The organism is Janthinobacterium sp. B9-8 (genome assembly GCF_000969645.2).
Classification (GTDB): Bacteria; Pseudomonadota; Gammaproteobacteria; order Burkholderiales; family Chitinibacteraceae; genus Iodobacter.
On sequence record NZ_CP014222.1, the window covers coordinates 437,815 to 453,144 of the forward strand.

General features: G+C 48.3%; 18 protein-coding genes and 3 tRNA genes. 15 read left to right on the forward strand and 6 right to left on the reverse strand.

Features of this window, described 5'->3' with window-relative positions; all coding sequences use genetic code 11:
* Nucleotides 1–24: 24 nt before the first annotated feature.
* The 5 genes from VN23_RS01840 to prmA all read right to left on the reverse strand — a co-directional run bounded on the left by VN23_RS01840 (nucleotide 25) and on the right by prmA (nucleotide 4,143).
* The gene (locus VN23_RS01840; RefSeq protein ID WP_046353464.1) at nucleotides 25–789 is read right to left on the reverse strand and encodes a DUF3025 domain-containing protein; all 765 of its coding nucleotides are present in this window, start codon (nucleotides 787–789) and stop codon (nucleotides 25–27) included.
* Nucleotides 790–936: 147 nt separating this feature from the next.
* Complete coding sequence (gene tpx, locus VN23_RS01845; RefSeq protein WP_046353463.1) at nucleotides 937–1,434, reverse strand: thiol peroxidase; 498 nt, start codon at nucleotides 1,432–1,434, stop codon at nucleotides 937–939.
* A gap of 154 nt (nucleotides 1,435–1,588) precedes the next feature.
* Nucleotides 1,589–2,173, reverse strand: a complete 585-nt coding sequence (locus VN23_RS01850; RefSeq protein WP_197433002.1) for a thiol peroxidase — start codon at nucleotides 2,171–2,173, stop codon at nucleotides 1,589–1,591.
* 65 nt (nucleotides 2,174–2,238) lie between these two features.
* Nucleotides 2,239–3,255: a DUF3426 domain-containing protein gene (locus tag VN23_RS01855; RefSeq protein WP_046353462.1), complete on the reverse strand. Its 1,017-nt coding sequence runs from the start codon at nucleotides 3,253–3,255 to the stop codon at nucleotides 2,239–2,241.
* Nucleotides 3,256–4,143, reverse strand: a complete 888-nt coding sequence (prmA, locus tag VN23_RS01860; RefSeq protein WP_046353461.1) for a 50S ribosomal protein L11 methyltransferase — start codon at nucleotides 4,141–4,143, stop codon at nucleotides 3,256–3,258.
* 279 nt (nucleotides 4,144–4,422) lie between these two features.
* Between prmA and VN23_RS01865 the strand changes: the two genes are divergently transcribed.
* The 10 genes from VN23_RS01865 to VN23_RS01910 all read left to right on the forward strand — a co-directional run bounded on the left by VN23_RS01865 (nucleotide 4,423) and on the right by VN23_RS01910 (nucleotide 12,286).
* Nucleotides 4,423–4,875: a bacteriohemerythrin gene (locus VN23_RS01865; protein ID WP_046353460.1), complete on the forward strand. Its 453-nt coding sequence runs from the start codon at nucleotides 4,423–4,425 to the stop codon at nucleotides 4,873–4,875.
* The gene (locus VN23_RS01870) at nucleotides 4,872–5,081 is read left to right on the forward strand and encodes a hypothetical protein (protein ID WP_046353459.1); all 210 of its coding nucleotides are present in this window, start codon (nucleotides 4,872–4,874) and stop codon (nucleotides 5,079–5,081) included. Before VN23_RS01865 ends, VN23_RS01870 begins: the two co-directional genes overlap by 4 nt.
* Nucleotides 5,082–5,144: 63 nt before the next feature.
* Nucleotides 5,145–5,471 carry a preprotein translocase subunit YajC gene (gene yajC / locus VN23_RS01875; RefSeq protein WP_046353458.1) on the forward strand — a complete coding sequence of 109 codons (327 nt, stop codon included), beginning with the start codon at nucleotides 5,145–5,147 and terminating at the stop codon, nucleotides 5,469–5,471.
* A gap of 66 nt (nucleotides 5,472–5,537) precedes the next feature.
* Complete coding sequence (gene secD, locus VN23_RS01880; RefSeq protein WP_046353457.1) at nucleotides 5,538–7,349, forward strand: protein translocase subunit SecD; 1,812 nt, start codon at nucleotides 5,538–5,540, stop codon at nucleotides 7,347–7,349.
* A gap of 15 nt (nucleotides 7,350–7,364) precedes the next feature.
* Nucleotides 7,365–8,300, forward strand: coding sequence for a protein translocase subunit SecF (gene secF, locus VN23_RS01885; RefSeq protein ID WP_046353546.1), 936 nt, complete (start codon nucleotides 7,365–7,367; stop codon nucleotides 8,298–8,300).
* A 189-nt stretch (nucleotides 8,301–8,489) separates the two neighbouring features.
* A complete protein-coding gene (locus VN23_RS01890; protein WP_046353545.1) occupies nucleotides 8,490–9,131 on the forward strand; it encodes a DedA family protein in 642 nt (213 codons plus the stop codon).
* Between the two features lie 190 nt (nucleotides 9,132–9,321).
* Entirely contained in the window at nucleotides 9,322–10,218 is an 897-nt protein-coding gene (bioC, locus tag VN23_RS01895) for a malonyl-ACP O-methyltransferase BioC (RefSeq protein ID WP_046353456.1), read from the forward strand.
* The gene (bioD, locus tag VN23_RS01900; RefSeq protein ID WP_046353455.1) at nucleotides 10,215–10,925 is read left to right on the forward strand and encodes a dethiobiotin synthase; all 711 of its coding nucleotides are present in this window, start codon (nucleotides 10,215–10,217) and stop codon (nucleotides 10,923–10,925) included. The genes bioC and bioD overlap by 4 nt, the downstream gene beginning before the upstream one ends.
* Nucleotides 10,926–10,940: 15 nt before the next feature.
* A complete protein-coding gene (locus VN23_RS01905; RefSeq protein ID WP_046353454.1) occupies nucleotides 10,941–11,510 on the forward strand; it encodes an SCO family protein in 570 nt (189 codons plus the stop codon).
* Between the two features lie 20 nt (nucleotides 11,511–11,530).
* Nucleotides 11,531–12,286, forward strand: a complete 756-nt coding sequence (locus VN23_RS01910; RefSeq protein WP_046353453.1) for a flagellar brake protein — start codon at nucleotides 11,531–11,533, stop codon at nucleotides 12,284–12,286.
* Nucleotides 12,287–12,336: 50 nt separating this feature from the next.
* Here the strand turns inward: VN23_RS01910 and VN23_RS01915 are convergent, their stop codons facing one another.
* Complete coding sequence (locus tag VN23_RS01915) at nucleotides 12,337–13,227, reverse strand: NAD-dependent epimerase/dehydratase family protein (protein WP_046353452.1); 891 nt, start codon at nucleotides 13,225–13,227, stop codon at nucleotides 12,337–12,339.
* 11 nt (nucleotides 13,228–13,238) lie between these two features.
* On the opposite strand from VN23_RS01915, the gene VN23_RS01920 reads away from it, so the two are divergent.
* The 5 genes from VN23_RS01920 to def all read left to right on the forward strand — a co-directional run bounded on the left by VN23_RS01920 (nucleotide 13,239) and on the right by def (nucleotide 15,302).
* On the forward strand, nucleotides 13,239–14,261 hold the full coding sequence (locus tag VN23_RS01920) for a CDP-6-deoxy-delta-3,4-glucoseen reductase (RefSeq protein ID WP_046353451.1): 1,023 nt from the start codon (nucleotides 13,239–13,241) through the stop codon (nucleotides 14,259–14,261).
* A gap of 52 nt (nucleotides 14,262–14,313) precedes the next feature.
* Nucleotides 14,314–14,389, forward strand: a tRNA-Thr gene (locus tag VN23_RS01925).
* Nucleotides 14,390–14,451: 62 nt separating this feature from the next.
* Nucleotides 14,452–14,527: transfer RNA gene (locus VN23_RS01930), tRNA-Thr, on the forward strand.
* A gap of 47 nt (nucleotides 14,528–14,574) precedes the next feature.
* A tRNA-Thr gene (locus VN23_RS01935) sits at nucleotides 14,575–14,650 on the forward strand.
* A gap of 127 nt (nucleotides 14,651–14,777) precedes the next feature.
* Complete coding sequence (gene def / locus VN23_RS01940; protein WP_046353450.1) at nucleotides 14,778–15,302, forward strand: peptide deformylase; 525 nt, start codon at nucleotides 14,778–14,780, stop codon at nucleotides 15,300–15,302.
* Nucleotides 15,303–15,330: the final 28 nt, after the last annotated feature.

The window sequence follows — 15,330 nt, forward strand, 5'->3', positions numbered from 1 at the left end:
GCTTGGCTATTTTTTTGAGTTATTCTATTGTTTAATTCTTTTTTGCCTGAAGTACTGCGTGTTGGCATAAAAATGATCGTCTTGCTCTGGCCACCATTGGGGAATGCCTAAGTAAGGCAGTGGCGGCAACTGGCGGGGTTTATGCAATTGATCATTATTTAAAAAGTGAGCTAATTCCTGATCAAGCAGCAGGCATTGCTCTGTGATTGATTTTTCAAAGAAATCAGGGCTCACTTTAATAGGCCAGCATTTGCCGCTTAAGCCTAAAAAGGGCGTAAGCAGATTTTCATAATTGGCATGGCCAAAGCAAACTGCATTGATTTTAATCCCCCAATCTGCTCGATGCGTATGAAATAAATCGTGCCATTGATGATCAATCAATAATTGCAAAAGCACATCATCGCAATAGGGCAGAATCAGCCCGCATTCATCCAGTAATGTTGCTGCATCACGAATGGGCCCGCGTGGGCGATCGGCAGCAAAATGTCGCATATGCAAGGCACTGATTGCACTTTTACTTTGTGGAAATGCACACCAGACCAGCGCATTAAAGCAATCGTGCCAGTTGTTTTCCCGAGTAGCGACCTGACCTTTTTGGGCGATTTCGATCTCGTAATAATCAGTGAGCACTTCAGGGGCTACAAAGCGAATGGCTAAGCCTTGCTGATTGCGGGCAGGCGGGCCAATGGCATCCCAGTCTGCATGACTGGGAAAATGCTCAAATTGTTTAATGAGTCTAAGCAACGGTGCATAGGGTGCTTGCCGGGAGAAAAAATCAATTGGCCACATAGATATCGATTAGGTACGGCTGCAAAAAAGTGAGCGGATTAAAACACAAGTCATTAAAAGAACAAAGCCGCACAGGGCGGCTTTGTTGATTATTGCAGCAAGTACAGTGAGGCAGAACGGCTATTGCCCTGCTTGTTTTGCAATTTTTTACAGCGCAGCAAGCGCTACTGCGTAGTTTGGCTCTTCTTTGATTTCAGAAACCAATTCTGCATGCAGGACTTGATTGTTTTCATCAAGCACGACAACGGCGCGGGCAGATACGCCAGCTAGCGGGCCGCTGATGATTTCAACGCCGTAGTGGCTTAAGAATTCACGACCACGCATGGTGGATAAGCTGATGACGTTTTCTAAGCCTTCAGCACCGCAAAAACGGCTTTGTGCAAAAGGCAAATCAGCGGAGATGCATAGCACTACCGCGTTTTCTAAGCTAGAAGCCGTTTCGTTAAAGCGACGAACCGAAGCTGCACATACACCGGTATCTACGCTTGGGAAAATATTTAGGATTTTTCTTTTGCCTGCAAAAGTAGCGAGTGTGGCATCGGATAAATCCTTTGCAACAAGGCTGAAGTCTGGTGCCGTATCGCCCACTTTAGGGAAAGAACCTTTGATTTCGATGGCGTTGCCGCCAAGAGTCACTGCAGACATAGAGATCTCCGTTTTGTGGCTATTAGTGTATTCATTACGATAACAATTATCTATTGTGAAGGCGCTCAATAGCAAGCTTTAAGAGCATAGGGCTGCAATATGACAAGCGTTTAAATTAAGATGCTATTTACTTCTGGAGCAGGTTTATAGGCTGCTAGATGCTTGGATCGTAGCGCTCTAATTGCGCAATTTGCTCGGCATCATCAATGATTTCTTCTTCCGCTTCTTCTTCAATGGGCGGGAATAAACATTCAGCCATCGTGCCGTAATCGGGCTCAAAGCTCAGATCAGAGACTAACTCGCTATACATCACGATATCCGCAGCGTTCACGCCAATCAGCGCAGTGGCCATAAAACCAGAAAGCGGGATATCGGTAATCATCACGCCATAATCTTTGTGAAAATCCCGGCCACGTAGCGTGCATAGGAGTTGCACCCGGCGAAAGCGCTCTTGTTCCATCGCCCGGCTTAAGGCGTAAGGAGTGTCAACAGAAATCACTAAGATGGCACAATCCGGCCAGTCTACGGACAGGCGCTCCAGCTGGCGGGCAATGATAAGGCCAATTGCGCTGTCAATACTGGGGATGACCGCGATTACTTTGGGCTTGCCCGCAAAGCGTGATAGGGGAACGTCGATCATGCCTGAATCGACGAGCAAAAAGCTGTGGGCATATTCGCCTACAACGGGGAAATGGCCCCCAACATTAATTTCAGTATGGTTTAACAAAATAGTAGCCATGACCGATCCCATGCATTGATTGAGTGATATAGATTAGTTTTAAATATCCGGTCTTGCTATCAAAGCTAAGGGTAAAACCAATAGATGGAGTAAGCCGTGGAGTGCAGCTCGCCTAAATCGATTTGTAAAAAGGCACGTAAATCGTCTTGGGCATCAAACTTCAGGCGTCTTTTATCGGCAGCACTCAGGTATTCGCTTGGCTTAAATACTTTTTTGAGTACGATGCGCTCTTGATCATCGGTCAGCGTGACTTCCAGCATGGGCAGGGCTTGCTCGTACTGAGCCAGGTTTCGCAAGGTGGCATTCAGTTGAATAATATTGGGAAACTCGGGCACATAGCTAAGCTCCGACCATTCAGAGCGCAGCATTTCTGCATTCTCAGGCAGCGGCATAGTGCAGCCCAGCGCTTGGCAGGCAAGGATAAGCTTGGGCCGTAGCCAAGGAAACTCCATCGAAATTTGCGTGCGCTGCTGATAACCCAGTTGCGCTATAAAGCTGAGCATCAGAATAATACTTATCCCGATCAATAGAGCTTGCCATTTGGAGCGGGGTGGCGGCTCAAGTAAGCCCTCTTCGTCGCCCGTATAAATGGGGCGATAATCGTGATGGCTTTCTTCAGAGGGATGGCTTTCTTCAATTGGAGCAGCCGGTTTACTCACTGGCTCTGGCGGTGCTTTGATTTCAATTTCAATCACCGGTCCGTGGTTGTCGGAGGCTGTGATATCAAAATCAACTTCAATCTGTGGTGCGGGGTCGGGCACGATGCGCTTGGGCCGCGTTACCGGCGGTGCCGGGCAGGCTATAGCAGGGCTTGGCGGCGCTGCAGCTAGTGGCTTGGCAGCTTCGCTTGATACATTGGCTGCGGGCGCAACTGCTGTGATGATCTGTGCAGCCTGTGGCTTTGCAGTAGCCATAATGGGCGTGCTGATCGTTTCTGCGATCTGCTCGCTTTCAATGCATTCTTTGGCATTAAAGACAAAGGCGCAGCGCCCACAGCGAACCTTGCCGCGGTGGGCTTGCAACTGCGCTTCCGTTACGCGAAAAGCGGTTTGGCAGTTTGGGCAACGGGTAATATCGTTCATTTATTTACGAATACCGGATAAGCAGACCCAGCCGTCTTCAATTTGCGGCGCATTCATGGCAAACCACTGGCTGTAAATGGCGATCACTTCATCTGCCTGCTCGGCTAGAATGCCCGATAAAGCGATGCGGCCAGCTGTTTTTACTTTTGCAGCCAGCATAGGCGCTAAGGCTTTGAGAGGATTAGTCAGAATATTGGCAATCACCACATCATAAGTGTCTGCTGGCTCTGCATCGGGTAAGTAAAACTGCACTTCAACCGCATTTTGCTCCGCATTTTGTCTTGATGCGGTCATCGCTTGTGGATCGATATCGACCCCTGCCGCAGAAGCGGCTCCAAGCTTCATACCCGCAATGGCTAAAATTCCAGAGCCACAACCGTAATCCAGCAGCTTTTCACCGCCAGCAAGATGGCTATCCAGCCATTTTAAGCAAAGGCGTGTCGTCGGATGGCTGCCCGTGCCAAAAGCCAGGCCCGGATCGAGCTGAATGCTGATTGCGCCTGCATCAGGGCATTCATGCCAGGTAGGGGTAATCCAGAGGCGATCAGAAATGGCAATCGGATTAAATTGTGATTGGGTGAGACGCACCCAGTCTTGCTCTTCGACACGCACCACATCGTAGGGCGGGACGGCTAATTTCAATGTATTACTTGCTGCCGTGACAATCAGGCGGGTATCAATGTCTTCGTCAAACAGGGCGAGCACCACGCTGTTTTCCCACATCTGATCGACCGGCTCACCCGGCTCGCCAAAGATCGGCTTTTCTGCGTCGGTGCCCGCGGCAGCGTCTTCCACGCTGACAGACAACGCACCTAGATCAAAAAGTGCGTCAGAAAAGCGTTCAGCTTGGGATGATTCAGTGGTGATGCGTAGTTCTTGCCAGGGCATTTTGCTTACCTAATAGAGATTCTCGGCGGTATTGTCGCATTCCCGCCTTCTTTTGAGAACGTTTTTGCGGTGTTCTGGTGATTATAGCGCCCCTGCAAAGCGCAAATAAGGGCTTGTTAGTATTTTGCAGGGCGCATCAGGCTGGCTTTTATTTAGGAAGCACAAGGCTTAAACCTTATTCAGGCTTTCCCTAGGCTTATTTAAATATTGATATGGCTCAATATTTAGATGACATTTTATCTGCAAAATTCTTTCTAAATAGTCAGGGAGAGACGCGAAATGTCAGTATTTTTTGAGTGGAACGATGAGCTGTCGGTCGGTATTCAGGAAATTGATGAGCAACACAAGGTGTTGATCGATTTACTTAATGAGCTACATGATGCCATTCGCTTACATCATGGCAGCGAGGCATCGGTGCTTATTCTGGGGCGTCTTGCCGATTACACAAGAACTCATTTCACAGTGGAAGAAAGCCTGATGCGTATTTTAGGCTACCCCGATTACGATGCACATAAGCAACATCACGAAGATTTAATAAAGCAAATGAATGGCTTGCAAGCTCGCCTGGCAGGGGGCGAGGCGGTTACTTTTGAATTGATGCATTTTTTAAGAAACTGGCTGACCAATCATATTATGGAAGGCGATAAGCGTTATACCGAGCATTTTTTATCCCGCGGAGCACAAGCAACCTGGCATAAAAAAAGCTGGCTGGAGCGTTTCTGGGCCAAGTGAATGGTGAGCTAAGCGGCGGTTTTGTGCGGCAAGCCTCTGTTTTTTTCATATTAGGGGCTGCTGATGATTTGTTTTTATCGGGCCGACTATTCAGTTTGGCTAAAGTTCCCTTTTATTTTCGTGAAAAGCAAAGTTGCCGAGGTCAAAATACAGGACATGCGGTTTATAAAGCGGGTTTGATGACTGAAGGCAAAAAAGCTGGGTAGATTTTGTGTGGTTCACCCGCTAGAATGGGCCGCTTTGCTTTATTGACACGGAACCGACCCGATATGTTCATTGCACCCGCGTATGCAACAGGCGCCGCACCTGCGGCAGGAATGGACTTTATGTCTTTTCTTCCTATGATCGTGATTTTTGTTTTGTTCTACTTTATGTTGATTCGCCCACAACAAAAACGCGCTAAAGAACAACAAGCCATGCTGGCTGCTCTGTCTAAAGGCGATGAAGTGGTTACCAGTGGTGGTATGGCTGGTCGCATCACCAAGGTGAGCGAGCAATATGTCACTCTTGAATTAGCTGATGGCGTAGAAATCCTGTTCCAACGTGCTGCGGTTGCTGCGCGTTTGGAAAAAGGCACTATTAAAAATAACAAGTAAAGCCAATAAGGCGGTGCAGTTTGTGCTAACAACTGCACCGCCTTTTGTGCATTTCTGGGTCCTGCCATGAATCGCTACCCGCTTTGGAAATACCTAATAATTATTCTGTCCGTTGCTTTGGCAACGCTCTACACCCTGCCTAATCTGTTTGGTGAAAGCCCGGCAGTACAAATTGCCAGCGTTCGCGCCACGGTGAAGGTAGATGCCGCGCTACAGCAAAGTGCTGAGGCCATTTTAAAAAGTGCCGGTGTAAAAACCGAAGATGTGTTCCTTGATAGCAATTCGGTGAAATTTCGCTTTAAAGACACGGAAATCCAGTTAAAGGCTAAAGAGCTGTTACAAGCTAAGCTGGGCGATGATTACAGCGTGGCTTTAAATCTCTTATCGGATACGCCGTCCTGGTTGACCAAGATCGGGGCTAAGCCGATGTCTCTGGGGCTGGATTTACGCGGTGGTGTGCACTTCTTGCTTGAAGTGGATATGAAAGCTGCCGTTGATAAGGCTTTAGAGAAAACCGCAGGTGATGTGCGCCGTGAGCTAAAAGAAAAGAAAATTCGCTATGGCCGGATTGTATCAACCCGCGACAGCGTTGAAGTGCAGCTGCGTGATGATGAGACAACCAAGGAAGCGGCTAAGGCTTTACGCAAAGTCTTGCTACAGCGCCAGATTGATGTGCGTGAGAATAAAATTGTCATTTCTTATTCTCCTGAAGCATTACAGCAATTAAAAACCGACGCGGTAAAACAAAACATCACCACCTTGCATAATCGGGTGAATGAGCTGGGTGTCGCTGAGCCAGTGATTCAACAGCAGGGTGAAGGCCGTATCGTGGTGCAATTGCCAGGTGTGCAAGATACCTCGAAGGCTAAAGATATTCTGGGCCGTACTGCCACACTAGAAGTACGTATGGTAGAAGATGATCAGGCTAAAGTAGCCGAAGCGCTCAATGGCAATGTACCTGCTGGCTTTGAGCTACTCAGCGAGCGCGGCAGCGATGGCCAGAATCGTCCGATTTTGCTGAAAAAAGAAGTAGAGCTGACGGGGGATAATATCAGTGACGCGCAAGCGGGCTTTGATGATCAAAACTCGGCTGCGGTACATATTGGCCTTGATTCCACAGGTGCTGCCATCTTTAAAACGCTGACCAAAGAAAACATTGGCAAGCGCATGGCCATGGTGCTGGTTGAAAAAGGCAAGGGCGAAGTGGTTACTGCGCCGGTGATTCGTTCTGAAATTGGTGGTGGCCGCGTGCAGATTTCTGGCTCGATGGGCGTTGCCGAAGCGAACGATACCGCACTGCTACTGCGCGCGGGCTCGCTTGCTGCTCCCATGAATATCGTTGAAGAGCGCACTATTGGCCCAAGCTTGGGACAAGACAATATCACCAAGGGGTTTCACTCAACTTTATATGGTTTTCTTGCGATCTCCATCTTTATGGTGATCTATTACCGTGTATTTGGTGTGGTATCGACGGTTTCATTGGCTGCCAATTTATTATTCCTACTGGCGCTGCTGTCCTTGCTGGGCGTGACCTTAACGCTGCCGGGTATCGCGGCGATTGCCTTAGCGCTGGGGATGGCAATTGACGCCAACGTGCTGATTAACGAGCGTGTGCGCGAAGAGCTGCGCTCGGGCATGACACCGCAAGCCGCGATTCACAATGGTTATAGCCATGCTTTTGCCACTATTTTGGATTCCAACGTCACCACCTTGATCGCTGGCTTAGCGCTGCTGATTTTTGGTTCTGGCGCGGTACGTGGTTTTGCTTGGGTACATAGCCTCGGGATCTTAACGTCGATGTATAGCGCGGTGTTTGTATCTCGCGGCATCATTAACCTCATTTATGGCGGCCGTCGTGTTTCGACGCTGGCTGTGTAAGGGTGCATCGCAATGATTGAATTTTTTCATATAAAGCGTGATATCCCGTTTATGAGCTATGGCAAGCTTACAACGGCGATTTCGCTGGCAACCTTTGTTTTGGCTGTTGCGTTTCTGGTGATGAAGGGCCTGAATCTGGGTGTGGAATTTACCGGTGGTACGGTGATGGAGCTGCGTTATAGCAAGTCGGTTGATTTAAACCAGGTCCGGGAAAAAGTAGAGGGCTTAAATTACGGCGAAGCGCAGGTGCAGTCTTTGGGAACCACGCGCGATGTGATGGTGCGTATTCCTAATATCAAAACCAAAACCAGTGCTCAGTTATCGAATGAAGTGCTGAATCTGCTTAAAACGGATCGCGCTGATGTAGAGCTGCGTAAAGTTGAGTTTATTGGCCCGTCTGTGGGGAGTGAGCTGGTTTCCCATGGCGCAACGGCGATTTTGCTGGTGTGTGTGGGGATTATTGCCTACTTGGCGATTCGCTTTGAATGGCGCTTCGCAGTATCGGCAGTGATTGCTAATATGCACGACGTGATCATTATTTTGGGCTGCTTTGCGTTATTTCAGTGGGAGTTCTCCTTGACCGTGCTGGCCGGTATTCTGGCGGTGCTGGGTTATTCCGTGAATGAATCGGTGGTGGTGTTTGACCGGATTCGCGAGAATTTCCGCAAGCCAAACTTGCGTGGCAAAACTGTGCCGCAGGTGATTGATAATGCGATTACTGCCACGATCAGCCGAACCCTTATTACTCACGGCTCTACCGAGTGTATGGTTTTATCTATGCTGATTTTTGGTGGTGCTGCATTGCACGGCTTTGCGATGGCGCTGACCATTGGTATTGTGTTTGGTATCTATTCATCGGTCTTGGTGGCGTCGCCGCTTTTACTGATGCTGGGTGTCACGCGTGAAAATATGGTTAAGCCGGTTAGAATCAAAGAAGAAGCGGTGGTTTAAGTTTTTGCCTTACGCTTAACTCTACGCCGACGAGCATATCGTCGGCGTTTTTGTGTTTAGCAGGTCGTTGAAAAATGAATGGCACCATGAATGGATGGTCTTTCAAAAAGCCTCTGCTTATCAATCAATTGCAATCCTTTACGATTTTTGCCTTTTGATATTTTTCAACTGCCTATTTGGAGAGAAAAGATGGAATTTAATCCCGTTGATGTTTTTTTGCACCTTGATGTGTATTTGGCCCAAATTATTGCTCAATATGGCAGCTGGGTTTATGCATTGTTGTTCTCCGTTATTTTTATTGAAACCGGCGTGGTGATTATGCCCTTTTTACCGGGTGATTCGCTGTTGTTTGTAGCCGGTATGCTGGCGGGTGGCGGGCATATGAATTTGTATTTACTGATGGGGCTATTATTTACCGCTGCGGTTTTGGGAGATGCGGTTAACTACACCATTGGCCGTTATTTTGGCCATAAGCTTTTTGCCAATAAAGATTCTAAAATCTTTCGCCAGGATTATTTGCAAAAAACCCATGCTTTTTATGAAAAACACGGTGGAAAGACCATTATTTTGGCGCGCTTTGTGCCGATTGTGCGCACCTTTGCGCCTTTTGTAGCGGGCATGGCCGAGATGAGCTATCACCGCTTTTTGATGTTTAATCTGATTGGTGCAGCGGTTTGGGTGGTTTCCCTGCTTTATGCAGGTTACTTTCTGGGTGGCATCCCTTTCATTGCTAAAAATATTGGCTCGATTGCAATTGCTCTGGTGCTGATTCCTGCCATGCCCGTGGTGATTGAATTTATTAAAATGAAATTTGCTAAGACAGAAGCGTAAATTGGCCCTTTTTGCTCAAGCAATACTCGGATGCTGCTAGGGCATTCGAGGCCGCAGGGGCCGCTTTGCCCCGATGTATGACTAAATCTTTTTATATCCAATAGCAGCCTCTCTAAAGATATAACTTGGATGGCTCTGATGCCATCCAAGGTCATTTTATATAGTCGTAAATAGTGATTATAAGGACTCAATGAGCAAATCCTTTCATACTGAAAAAGCAGCTATGCGCGCTGCTTTTAATAAAGCAGCAACAAGCTACGATGCGGCCGCTATTTTGCAGCGCGAAGTGGCTGATCGTATGTTTGAACGTTTGGATTACATCAAAGTTAACCCTGTCACCGTATTAGATGCAGGTTGCGGTACTGGTTACTGTGCGCCGCAATTACAAATGCTCTACAAAGATGCTCAGCTGATCGAGCTGGATCTAGCACCGGGCATGTTGCAAGTGGCCAGAGCCAAAGAGGGTGGTGGTTTAAAAAAGCTTTGGGCAAGTTTGCGTGGCCAAGGCGTGGCTTATCTTTGCGCCGATATTGAATCCTTGCCGCTGGCGGATGAATCAGTTGATGTGATTTGGTCTAGCCTTACCCTGCAATGGTGTAATGAGCCGGATGCCGCATTTGCAGAATTTACCCGTGTTTTAAAGCCCGGTGGCCTGTTGATGTTTTCTACCCTTGGGCCTGACACGCTAAAAGAATTGCGCGCGTCTTTTGCTGCAGTGGATAACAAAGAACATGTGAATCGCTTTATCGATATGCACGACCTTGGCGACGCCTTGGTTAAAAATGGCCTGAGCACGCCGGTGATGGATATGGAGTACCTCACTATGACTTACGATAGTGCCAAGGCCATCATGCAAGATTTAAAAGATATCGGCGCGCACAATGTAGCGGAAGGCCGCTCGCGTGGCATGCTAGGCAAGGCAGCGTGGCAAAAAATTGTGGCGAAGTACGAGACATTCAGGCGCGATGGCTTGCTGCCGTGTACCTACGAAGTGGTTTACGGCCATGCATGGAAGCCCTTGACGAAGCCCGCAAAAAAGAATGCCGATGGCAGCCAGATTATTGAATTTCGGCCGAGGCAAGCATGAGCGGGCAAATGTATTTTGTGACTGGCACCGATACCGATGTCGGTAAAACGATTGCTACAGCTCAGCTCTTGCGTGGTTTTGTTGCTACAGGGCAATCGGCAGTAGGGATGAAGCCGGTGGCTGCGGGTTGCGAGTGGCGGAACGGCCAGCTTTGGAATAGTGATGTGGCTGCGCATGCTGCCGCATCGAATATTGCAGCACCAGCCCATTTGGCTTGTCCCTATCTGTTTGAAGCGCCAATTTCGCCGCATTTAGTCGCTAAAGATGCGGGCCGGGTTTTAGATTTGGATTTGATGGTGAGCGCTGCCAAACAGTTGCAAACGTTAGCCGATGTGGTGCTGGTGGAAGGCGCGGGTGGTTGGTATGCGCCCTTGTCCGAAGATGCATCTATGGCCGATTTAGCTAAGCGTTTGCAAGCGCCGGTGATTCTGGTGGTGGGCATGCGCTTGGGCTGCTTAAACCATGCCATGCTGAGCGCCAAGGCCATTTTAGCGGCAGGCTTGCCATTGGCTGGCTGGATTGCCAATCAGGTTGATTCAGAAATGCCGCGTTATGCCGATAATGTGCAATATCTGCAAACACATTTGCCAGCGCCTTTATTGGCAGAAATTGCTTATTCAGTGGATGCACAAAATCGGGCTTTGTCAGCTAAATCAATAGAAGCGCTTGCTTGTAGAGTAGGTGCAAAGCACACTATAAATAATTGAAAGGATATAAACCGGATGCTAAGAGCCTTATTGTGCATGTGTTGCTTTTTCTTATTGGCGGGGTGCTCCAAGCCGCAGTTTCAAGGTGCAGATATTGGTGGAGGCGCGTTGGGTGGCGAATTTACTTTAAGCGATCACACAGGTAAAACGCGTTCTTTGGCAGATTTTAAAGATAAGGTAGTGGTGATTTTCTTTGGTTATACCCATTGCCCCGATGTTTGCCCGACCACCATGATTGAATTAAAAAACGCAATGCAGCAATTAGGTAGTAAAGCCGATCAGGTGCAGGTTTTATTTGTTTCGGTTGATCCGGAGCGAGATACTAAAGAAGTATTAAGGCAGTATGTGCCGGTTTTTGATTCACGGTTTTTAGGCCTGAGCGGTACAGCGGCACAATTAGCCGAGGTGGCAGGGCGCTATAAAATCATTTATCAAAAGCAAATGAGCAGTAGTGGCGATTACACTGTTGATCATAGTGCAGGTAGTTATTTGCTCGATAAAAACGGCAAGCCACGTGTAATGGTAAGCTACGGAGCTGGAGCCAGTGTTTTTGTACATGATTTAACACTTTTGCTGAATGAATAATTAATTAAGGTGAGAAATCCGTGGGTGAAAGCGAGCAAGTCAGTCCGATTTCGGATGGTGAAGATATTGAGGCTTATCGGATCACCGCCCCGATGGAGATCGGTGCTGTGCTGCGTACGCTGGCGCAGCGCGGCACCTTTATCACCATCTATTTAAACGAAGGTCGGGAACTGATTTTATCTCGCATTCTTGATGTTGATATCAAAGGTAAAACCTTTGTGTTTGATGTTGGGGGCAATGCTGAATCAAATCAGATGTTGCTTAATTCTGCCCGCTCTTTAGTACTGGCCGTGCCTGATGGAGTAAAAATACAATTTGCAGTGGGTATTGTACGAAATTGCCAGCACGAGGGCGGGCCAGCATTAAGTACTGTTTTTCCGGCGGATTTAATTAAATTACAACGCCGAGAATATTATCGCCTGCCTACACCGCTGGCCCGGCCTTACCGCTGCCAATTATTATTTGCTAATGGCACGCGTGAATGGCTGAATGTGCATGATGTTTCTTTGGGGGGGATTGGGGCTTGGGTGCCTAATGAGCTTAAGTCCATGGTTGAAAGAGGCAATGTGTATAACGAAGTCCCTTTTGATTTTGGTCCGGCAGGAATAATGAAGCTGAATTTTGAAGTGCGTTCCTTGCGTCAGCTAGAGCAGCGTCCTGGGCATTTTGCCTGGATGATGGGCTGCCAGTTTGTGAATCTGCCAAGGCAAATAGAAGCAAATATCCAAAGATTAATGTCGCAGCTGGAAGCAGAAAGAAAGGCATTAACCGGCTGATTAAAAATGACTCATTAAAAAATAAGGGGCGAAATAAATCGCCCCTTTTTTTATTGTTGTTTTAGAAGATGTTTAGTTGTGGGCCATTTTAATTGCAGCCTAAGTTCTTTCTTTAAACGGGTATTTTTTAGTCGACGTGATTCATTTAAAAACGACATTAAGCTAGCAGATAATACCGCTGGGGCATCTTGGCGTTTAATACGCGGCGGATGAGCTTGGCCAATAAAATCAGCCACTTGATCAAAATAATCACCCATTTTATGCGGCTGATCGTCCACCACATTAATTGCGCGTAATGGCTTGCCGCGAAACAGCGCAATACTCACGGCTTTTGCTAAATCATCAGCATGAATATGATTAGACCAGCTGTCGTCCGAGCTAATCAGCGCAGGTGTGGCTTGCATAATGCGCTGCACAGGTAAGCGCTCGCTGGCGTAAATGCCAGGGGCACGCAAGATCGCCAGTTTGATTTTTTGCGATCTGGCCCACGCTTTTAAGCTGTTTTCTGCCGCTACCCGGCGAATCGCTCTGGCCGATTGCGCAGAGAGGGGCTGGGTTTCAGCCACCCATTCACCCTTGCAATCACCATAAACGCCACTGGTGCTGATGTAGGCAAGGTGACGAGGTGTTAGAATTGCTGACTTATCAAAGCCGGTGTAGCGCTCCATCTTGGCGATAAAGCGCTTGCAGCGCACATCATCCACACCATCACTCGCCGGCGGCGCACTATAAATGATCCAGCGGGCAAGGCCGGATAAGCGCTTAAGGCTTGTGGCTTGATCTAAGTCGCATCGCACAGGGATAACCCCAAGCTCACGTAGCTTGGTAGCCGCCTCAGTGCTACGCGCAGTGGCATACACTTTAAAACGTTGAGTTAACCAAGGCAGGGCGCGGATGACAACATCGCCGCACCCTATAATAAGTAATCGATTTTTTCGCATAGCGGATCGCAATGAGCAAGCAACTTACTATTCTACCAAGTGGCCAGCAAATCGCCATGAATGATGATGAAACTATTCTAGACGCGGCTATGCGTGGCGGCTTTAATATGGCTTACGGCTGTAAAAATGGCGCATGTGGCTCGTGCAAAGGCCGGGTGATTACGGGTGAAGTCACTCATGGCGACCATGCTGAAAGCGCTTTAACCGCGATGGAGCGTGAAAACGGCTACGCGCTGTTTTGCTGCGCCAGCACCAAGGCCGATATCACGATTGAGTGCAAAGAAGTCACCGCCAGCAAAGATATTCAAATTAAAACGCTGCCATGCCGTGTGCAAACCATAGATAAAGTTTCGCACGATGTGGCTGTGTTGTCTTTAAAGCTGCCAAGCAGCGAAAAGCTGGCCTTTATGGCGGGGCAATATATTGATATCCACACCAAAAACGGCAAAAAACGCTCGTTTTCAATTGCGAATGCGCCGCACGATGCTGAATATCTGCAGCTGCATATTCGTCATGTAGCGGGCGGTGAGTTTTCCGATTACGTATGGAACACCATGAAAGAGCGCGAAATCATGCGCTTTACCGGCCCGTTGGGCTCGTTCTTCTTGCGTGAAGACAGCGATAAACCGATTTTACTTATCGCAACCGGTACGGGCTTTGCGCCGATCAAGGGTATTCTGGAACACGCTTTTAACAACGGCATCCAGCGCGAAATCGTTTTATATTGGGGCGCACGCACTCTGGCCGATATTTATATGCCTGAGCTACCGTCCGAATGGCAGCAAACTCATCCTAACTTCACTTTTATTCCTGTTTTGTCTGAGCCTAGCGATGCAGATGCATGGAATGGCCGCACGGGGCTGGTGCATGAGGCGGTGATGAATGACTTCGCCAACCTTGAAGGCTACCAAGTTTATGCCTGCGGTGCGCCGGTGATGGTGGAGGCGGCCTACACCCATTGTGTTTCACGCGGTTTGCCGAATGATGAATTCTTCTCTGATGCCTTCTTTACTTCCAAGGACTTAGCGAAATAGTTCGGCCTAAAGCTTGCCTTAATGAGCCTGATGAATTATTCTGCGTGCCGTTGCCGATGTAGCTCAGTTGGTAGAGCACCTGACTTGTAATCAGGGGGTCGCGAGTTCGATTCCTGCCGTCGGCACCAGAAAATGTTCAAGGGTAAGCTCTGCTTATCTGGCAGCAAAGATTTAAGTTGTAAAGTTTTACGCCGATGTAGCTCAGTTGGTAGAGCACCTGACTTGTAATCAGGGGGTCGCGAGTTCGATTCCTGCCGTCGGCACCAGTATTAGAGTAGTAAAACCTAAGATGATTAGGTGTTGTAAAGTTTATGCCGATGTAGCTCAGTTGGTAGAGCACCTGACTTGTAATCAGGGGGTCGCGAGTTCGATTCCTGCCGTCGGCACCAGTTTTAACCAAAAGGCCTCAGCTTATGCTGGGGCCTTTTTGCATTTACGCTTCTCGAAAGTTTGGATAGGCGCGTGGCTCGGGATAGAATCGATCTATCTTGAGTTAATCAAATAAGCGAGGAAAAAATGGCTATACGCACTGTTATTAAAATGGGTGATCCGCTGTTGCTTGAGCAAGCTGCTCCAGTCGAGGCGTTTGGCACTCCTGAATTACACAGCCTGATTAGCGACCTATTCGACACCATGCAGGCTACCGGTAGTGTGGGGATTGCTGCACCGCAGATTGGTGTGAGCTTACAGGTGGTGATTTTTGGCTTTGATGTGAGTGATCGTTACCCAGAGGCCGAAGCAGTGCCGATGACTGTGCTGATCAATCCTGTACTCACGCCGCTTAGTGATGAAATAGTCGATGGCTGGGAAGGCTGCTTATCAGTGCCAGGCTTACGTGGCGAAGTGCCGCGTTATACCCAGCTGCGTTATCAGGGATTTGATGCCGAGGGGCAGATCATTGATCGCAGTGTGAGCGGTTTTCACGCGCGCGTGGTGCAGCATGAGTGCGATCATTTAAATGGCATTTTATATCCGCAGCGGATTAAGGATTTACGGCGCTTTGGCTATACCGACACGATGTTCCCTGAGCTAGCCTCATGATGTCCCTCTTTTATGCGCGTAAGGACTA

What these genes read in the sequence shown, in the direction of transcription:
- VN23_RS01915 (WP_046353452.1), bottom strand. Translation starts at nt 13,227, where the DNA reads ATGCGAAAAAATCGATTACTTATTATAGGGTGCGGCGATGTTGTCATC.
- prmA (WP_046353461.1), bottom strand. Translation starts at nt 4,143, where the DNA reads ATGCCCTGGCAAGAACTACGCATCACCACTGAATCATCCCAAGCTGAA.
- bioC (WP_046353456.1), top strand. Translation starts at nt 9,322, where the DNA reads ATGAGCAAATCCTTTCATACTGAAAAAGCAGCTATGCGCGCTGCTTTT.
- secD (WP_046353457.1), top strand. Translation starts at nt 5,538, where the DNA reads ATGAATCGCTACCCGCTTTGGAAATACCTAATAATTATTCTGTCCGTT.
- VN23_RS01850 (WP_197433002.1), bottom strand. Translation starts at nt 2,173, where the DNA reads ATGGCTACTATTTTGTTAAACCATACTGAAATTAATGTTGGGGGCCAT.
- VN23_RS01920 (WP_046353451.1), top strand. Translation starts at nt 13,239, where the DNA reads ATGAGCAAGCAACTTACTATTCTACCAAGTGGCCAGCAAATCGCCATG.
- yajC (WP_046353458.1), top strand. Translation starts at nt 5,145, where the DNA reads ATGTTCATTGCACCCGCGTATGCAACAGGCGCCGCACCTGCGGCAGGA.
- VN23_RS01840 (WP_046353464.1), bottom strand. Translation starts at nt 789, where the DNA reads ATGTGGCCAATTGATTTTTTCTCCCGGCAAGCACCCTATGCACCGTTG.
- def (WP_046353450.1), top strand. Translation starts at nt 14,778, where the DNA reads ATGGCTATACGCACTGTTATTAAAATGGGTGATCCGCTGTTGCTTGAG.
- bioD (WP_046353455.1), top strand. Translation starts at nt 10,215, where the DNA reads ATGAGCGGGCAAATGTATTTTGTGACTGGCACCGATACCGATGTCGGT.
- VN23_RS01865 (WP_046353460.1), top strand. Translation starts at nt 4,423, where the DNA reads ATGTCAGTATTTTTTGAGTGGAACGATGAGCTGTCGGTCGGTATTCAG.
- VN23_RS01890 (WP_046353545.1), top strand. Translation starts at nt 8,490, where the DNA reads ATGGAATTTAATCCCGTTGATGTTTTTTTGCACCTTGATGTGTATTTG.
- VN23_RS01905 (WP_046353454.1), top strand. Translation starts at nt 10,941, where the DNA reads ATGCTAAGAGCCTTATTGTGCATGTGTTGCTTTTTCTTATTGGCGGGG.
- tpx (WP_046353463.1), bottom strand. Translation starts at nt 1,434, where the DNA reads ATGTCTGCAGTGACTCTTGGCGGCAACGCCATCGAAATCAAAGGTTCT.
- VN23_RS01855 (WP_046353462.1), bottom strand. Translation starts at nt 3,255, where the DNA reads ATGAACGATATTACCCGTTGCCCAAACTGCCAAACCGCTTTTCGCGTA.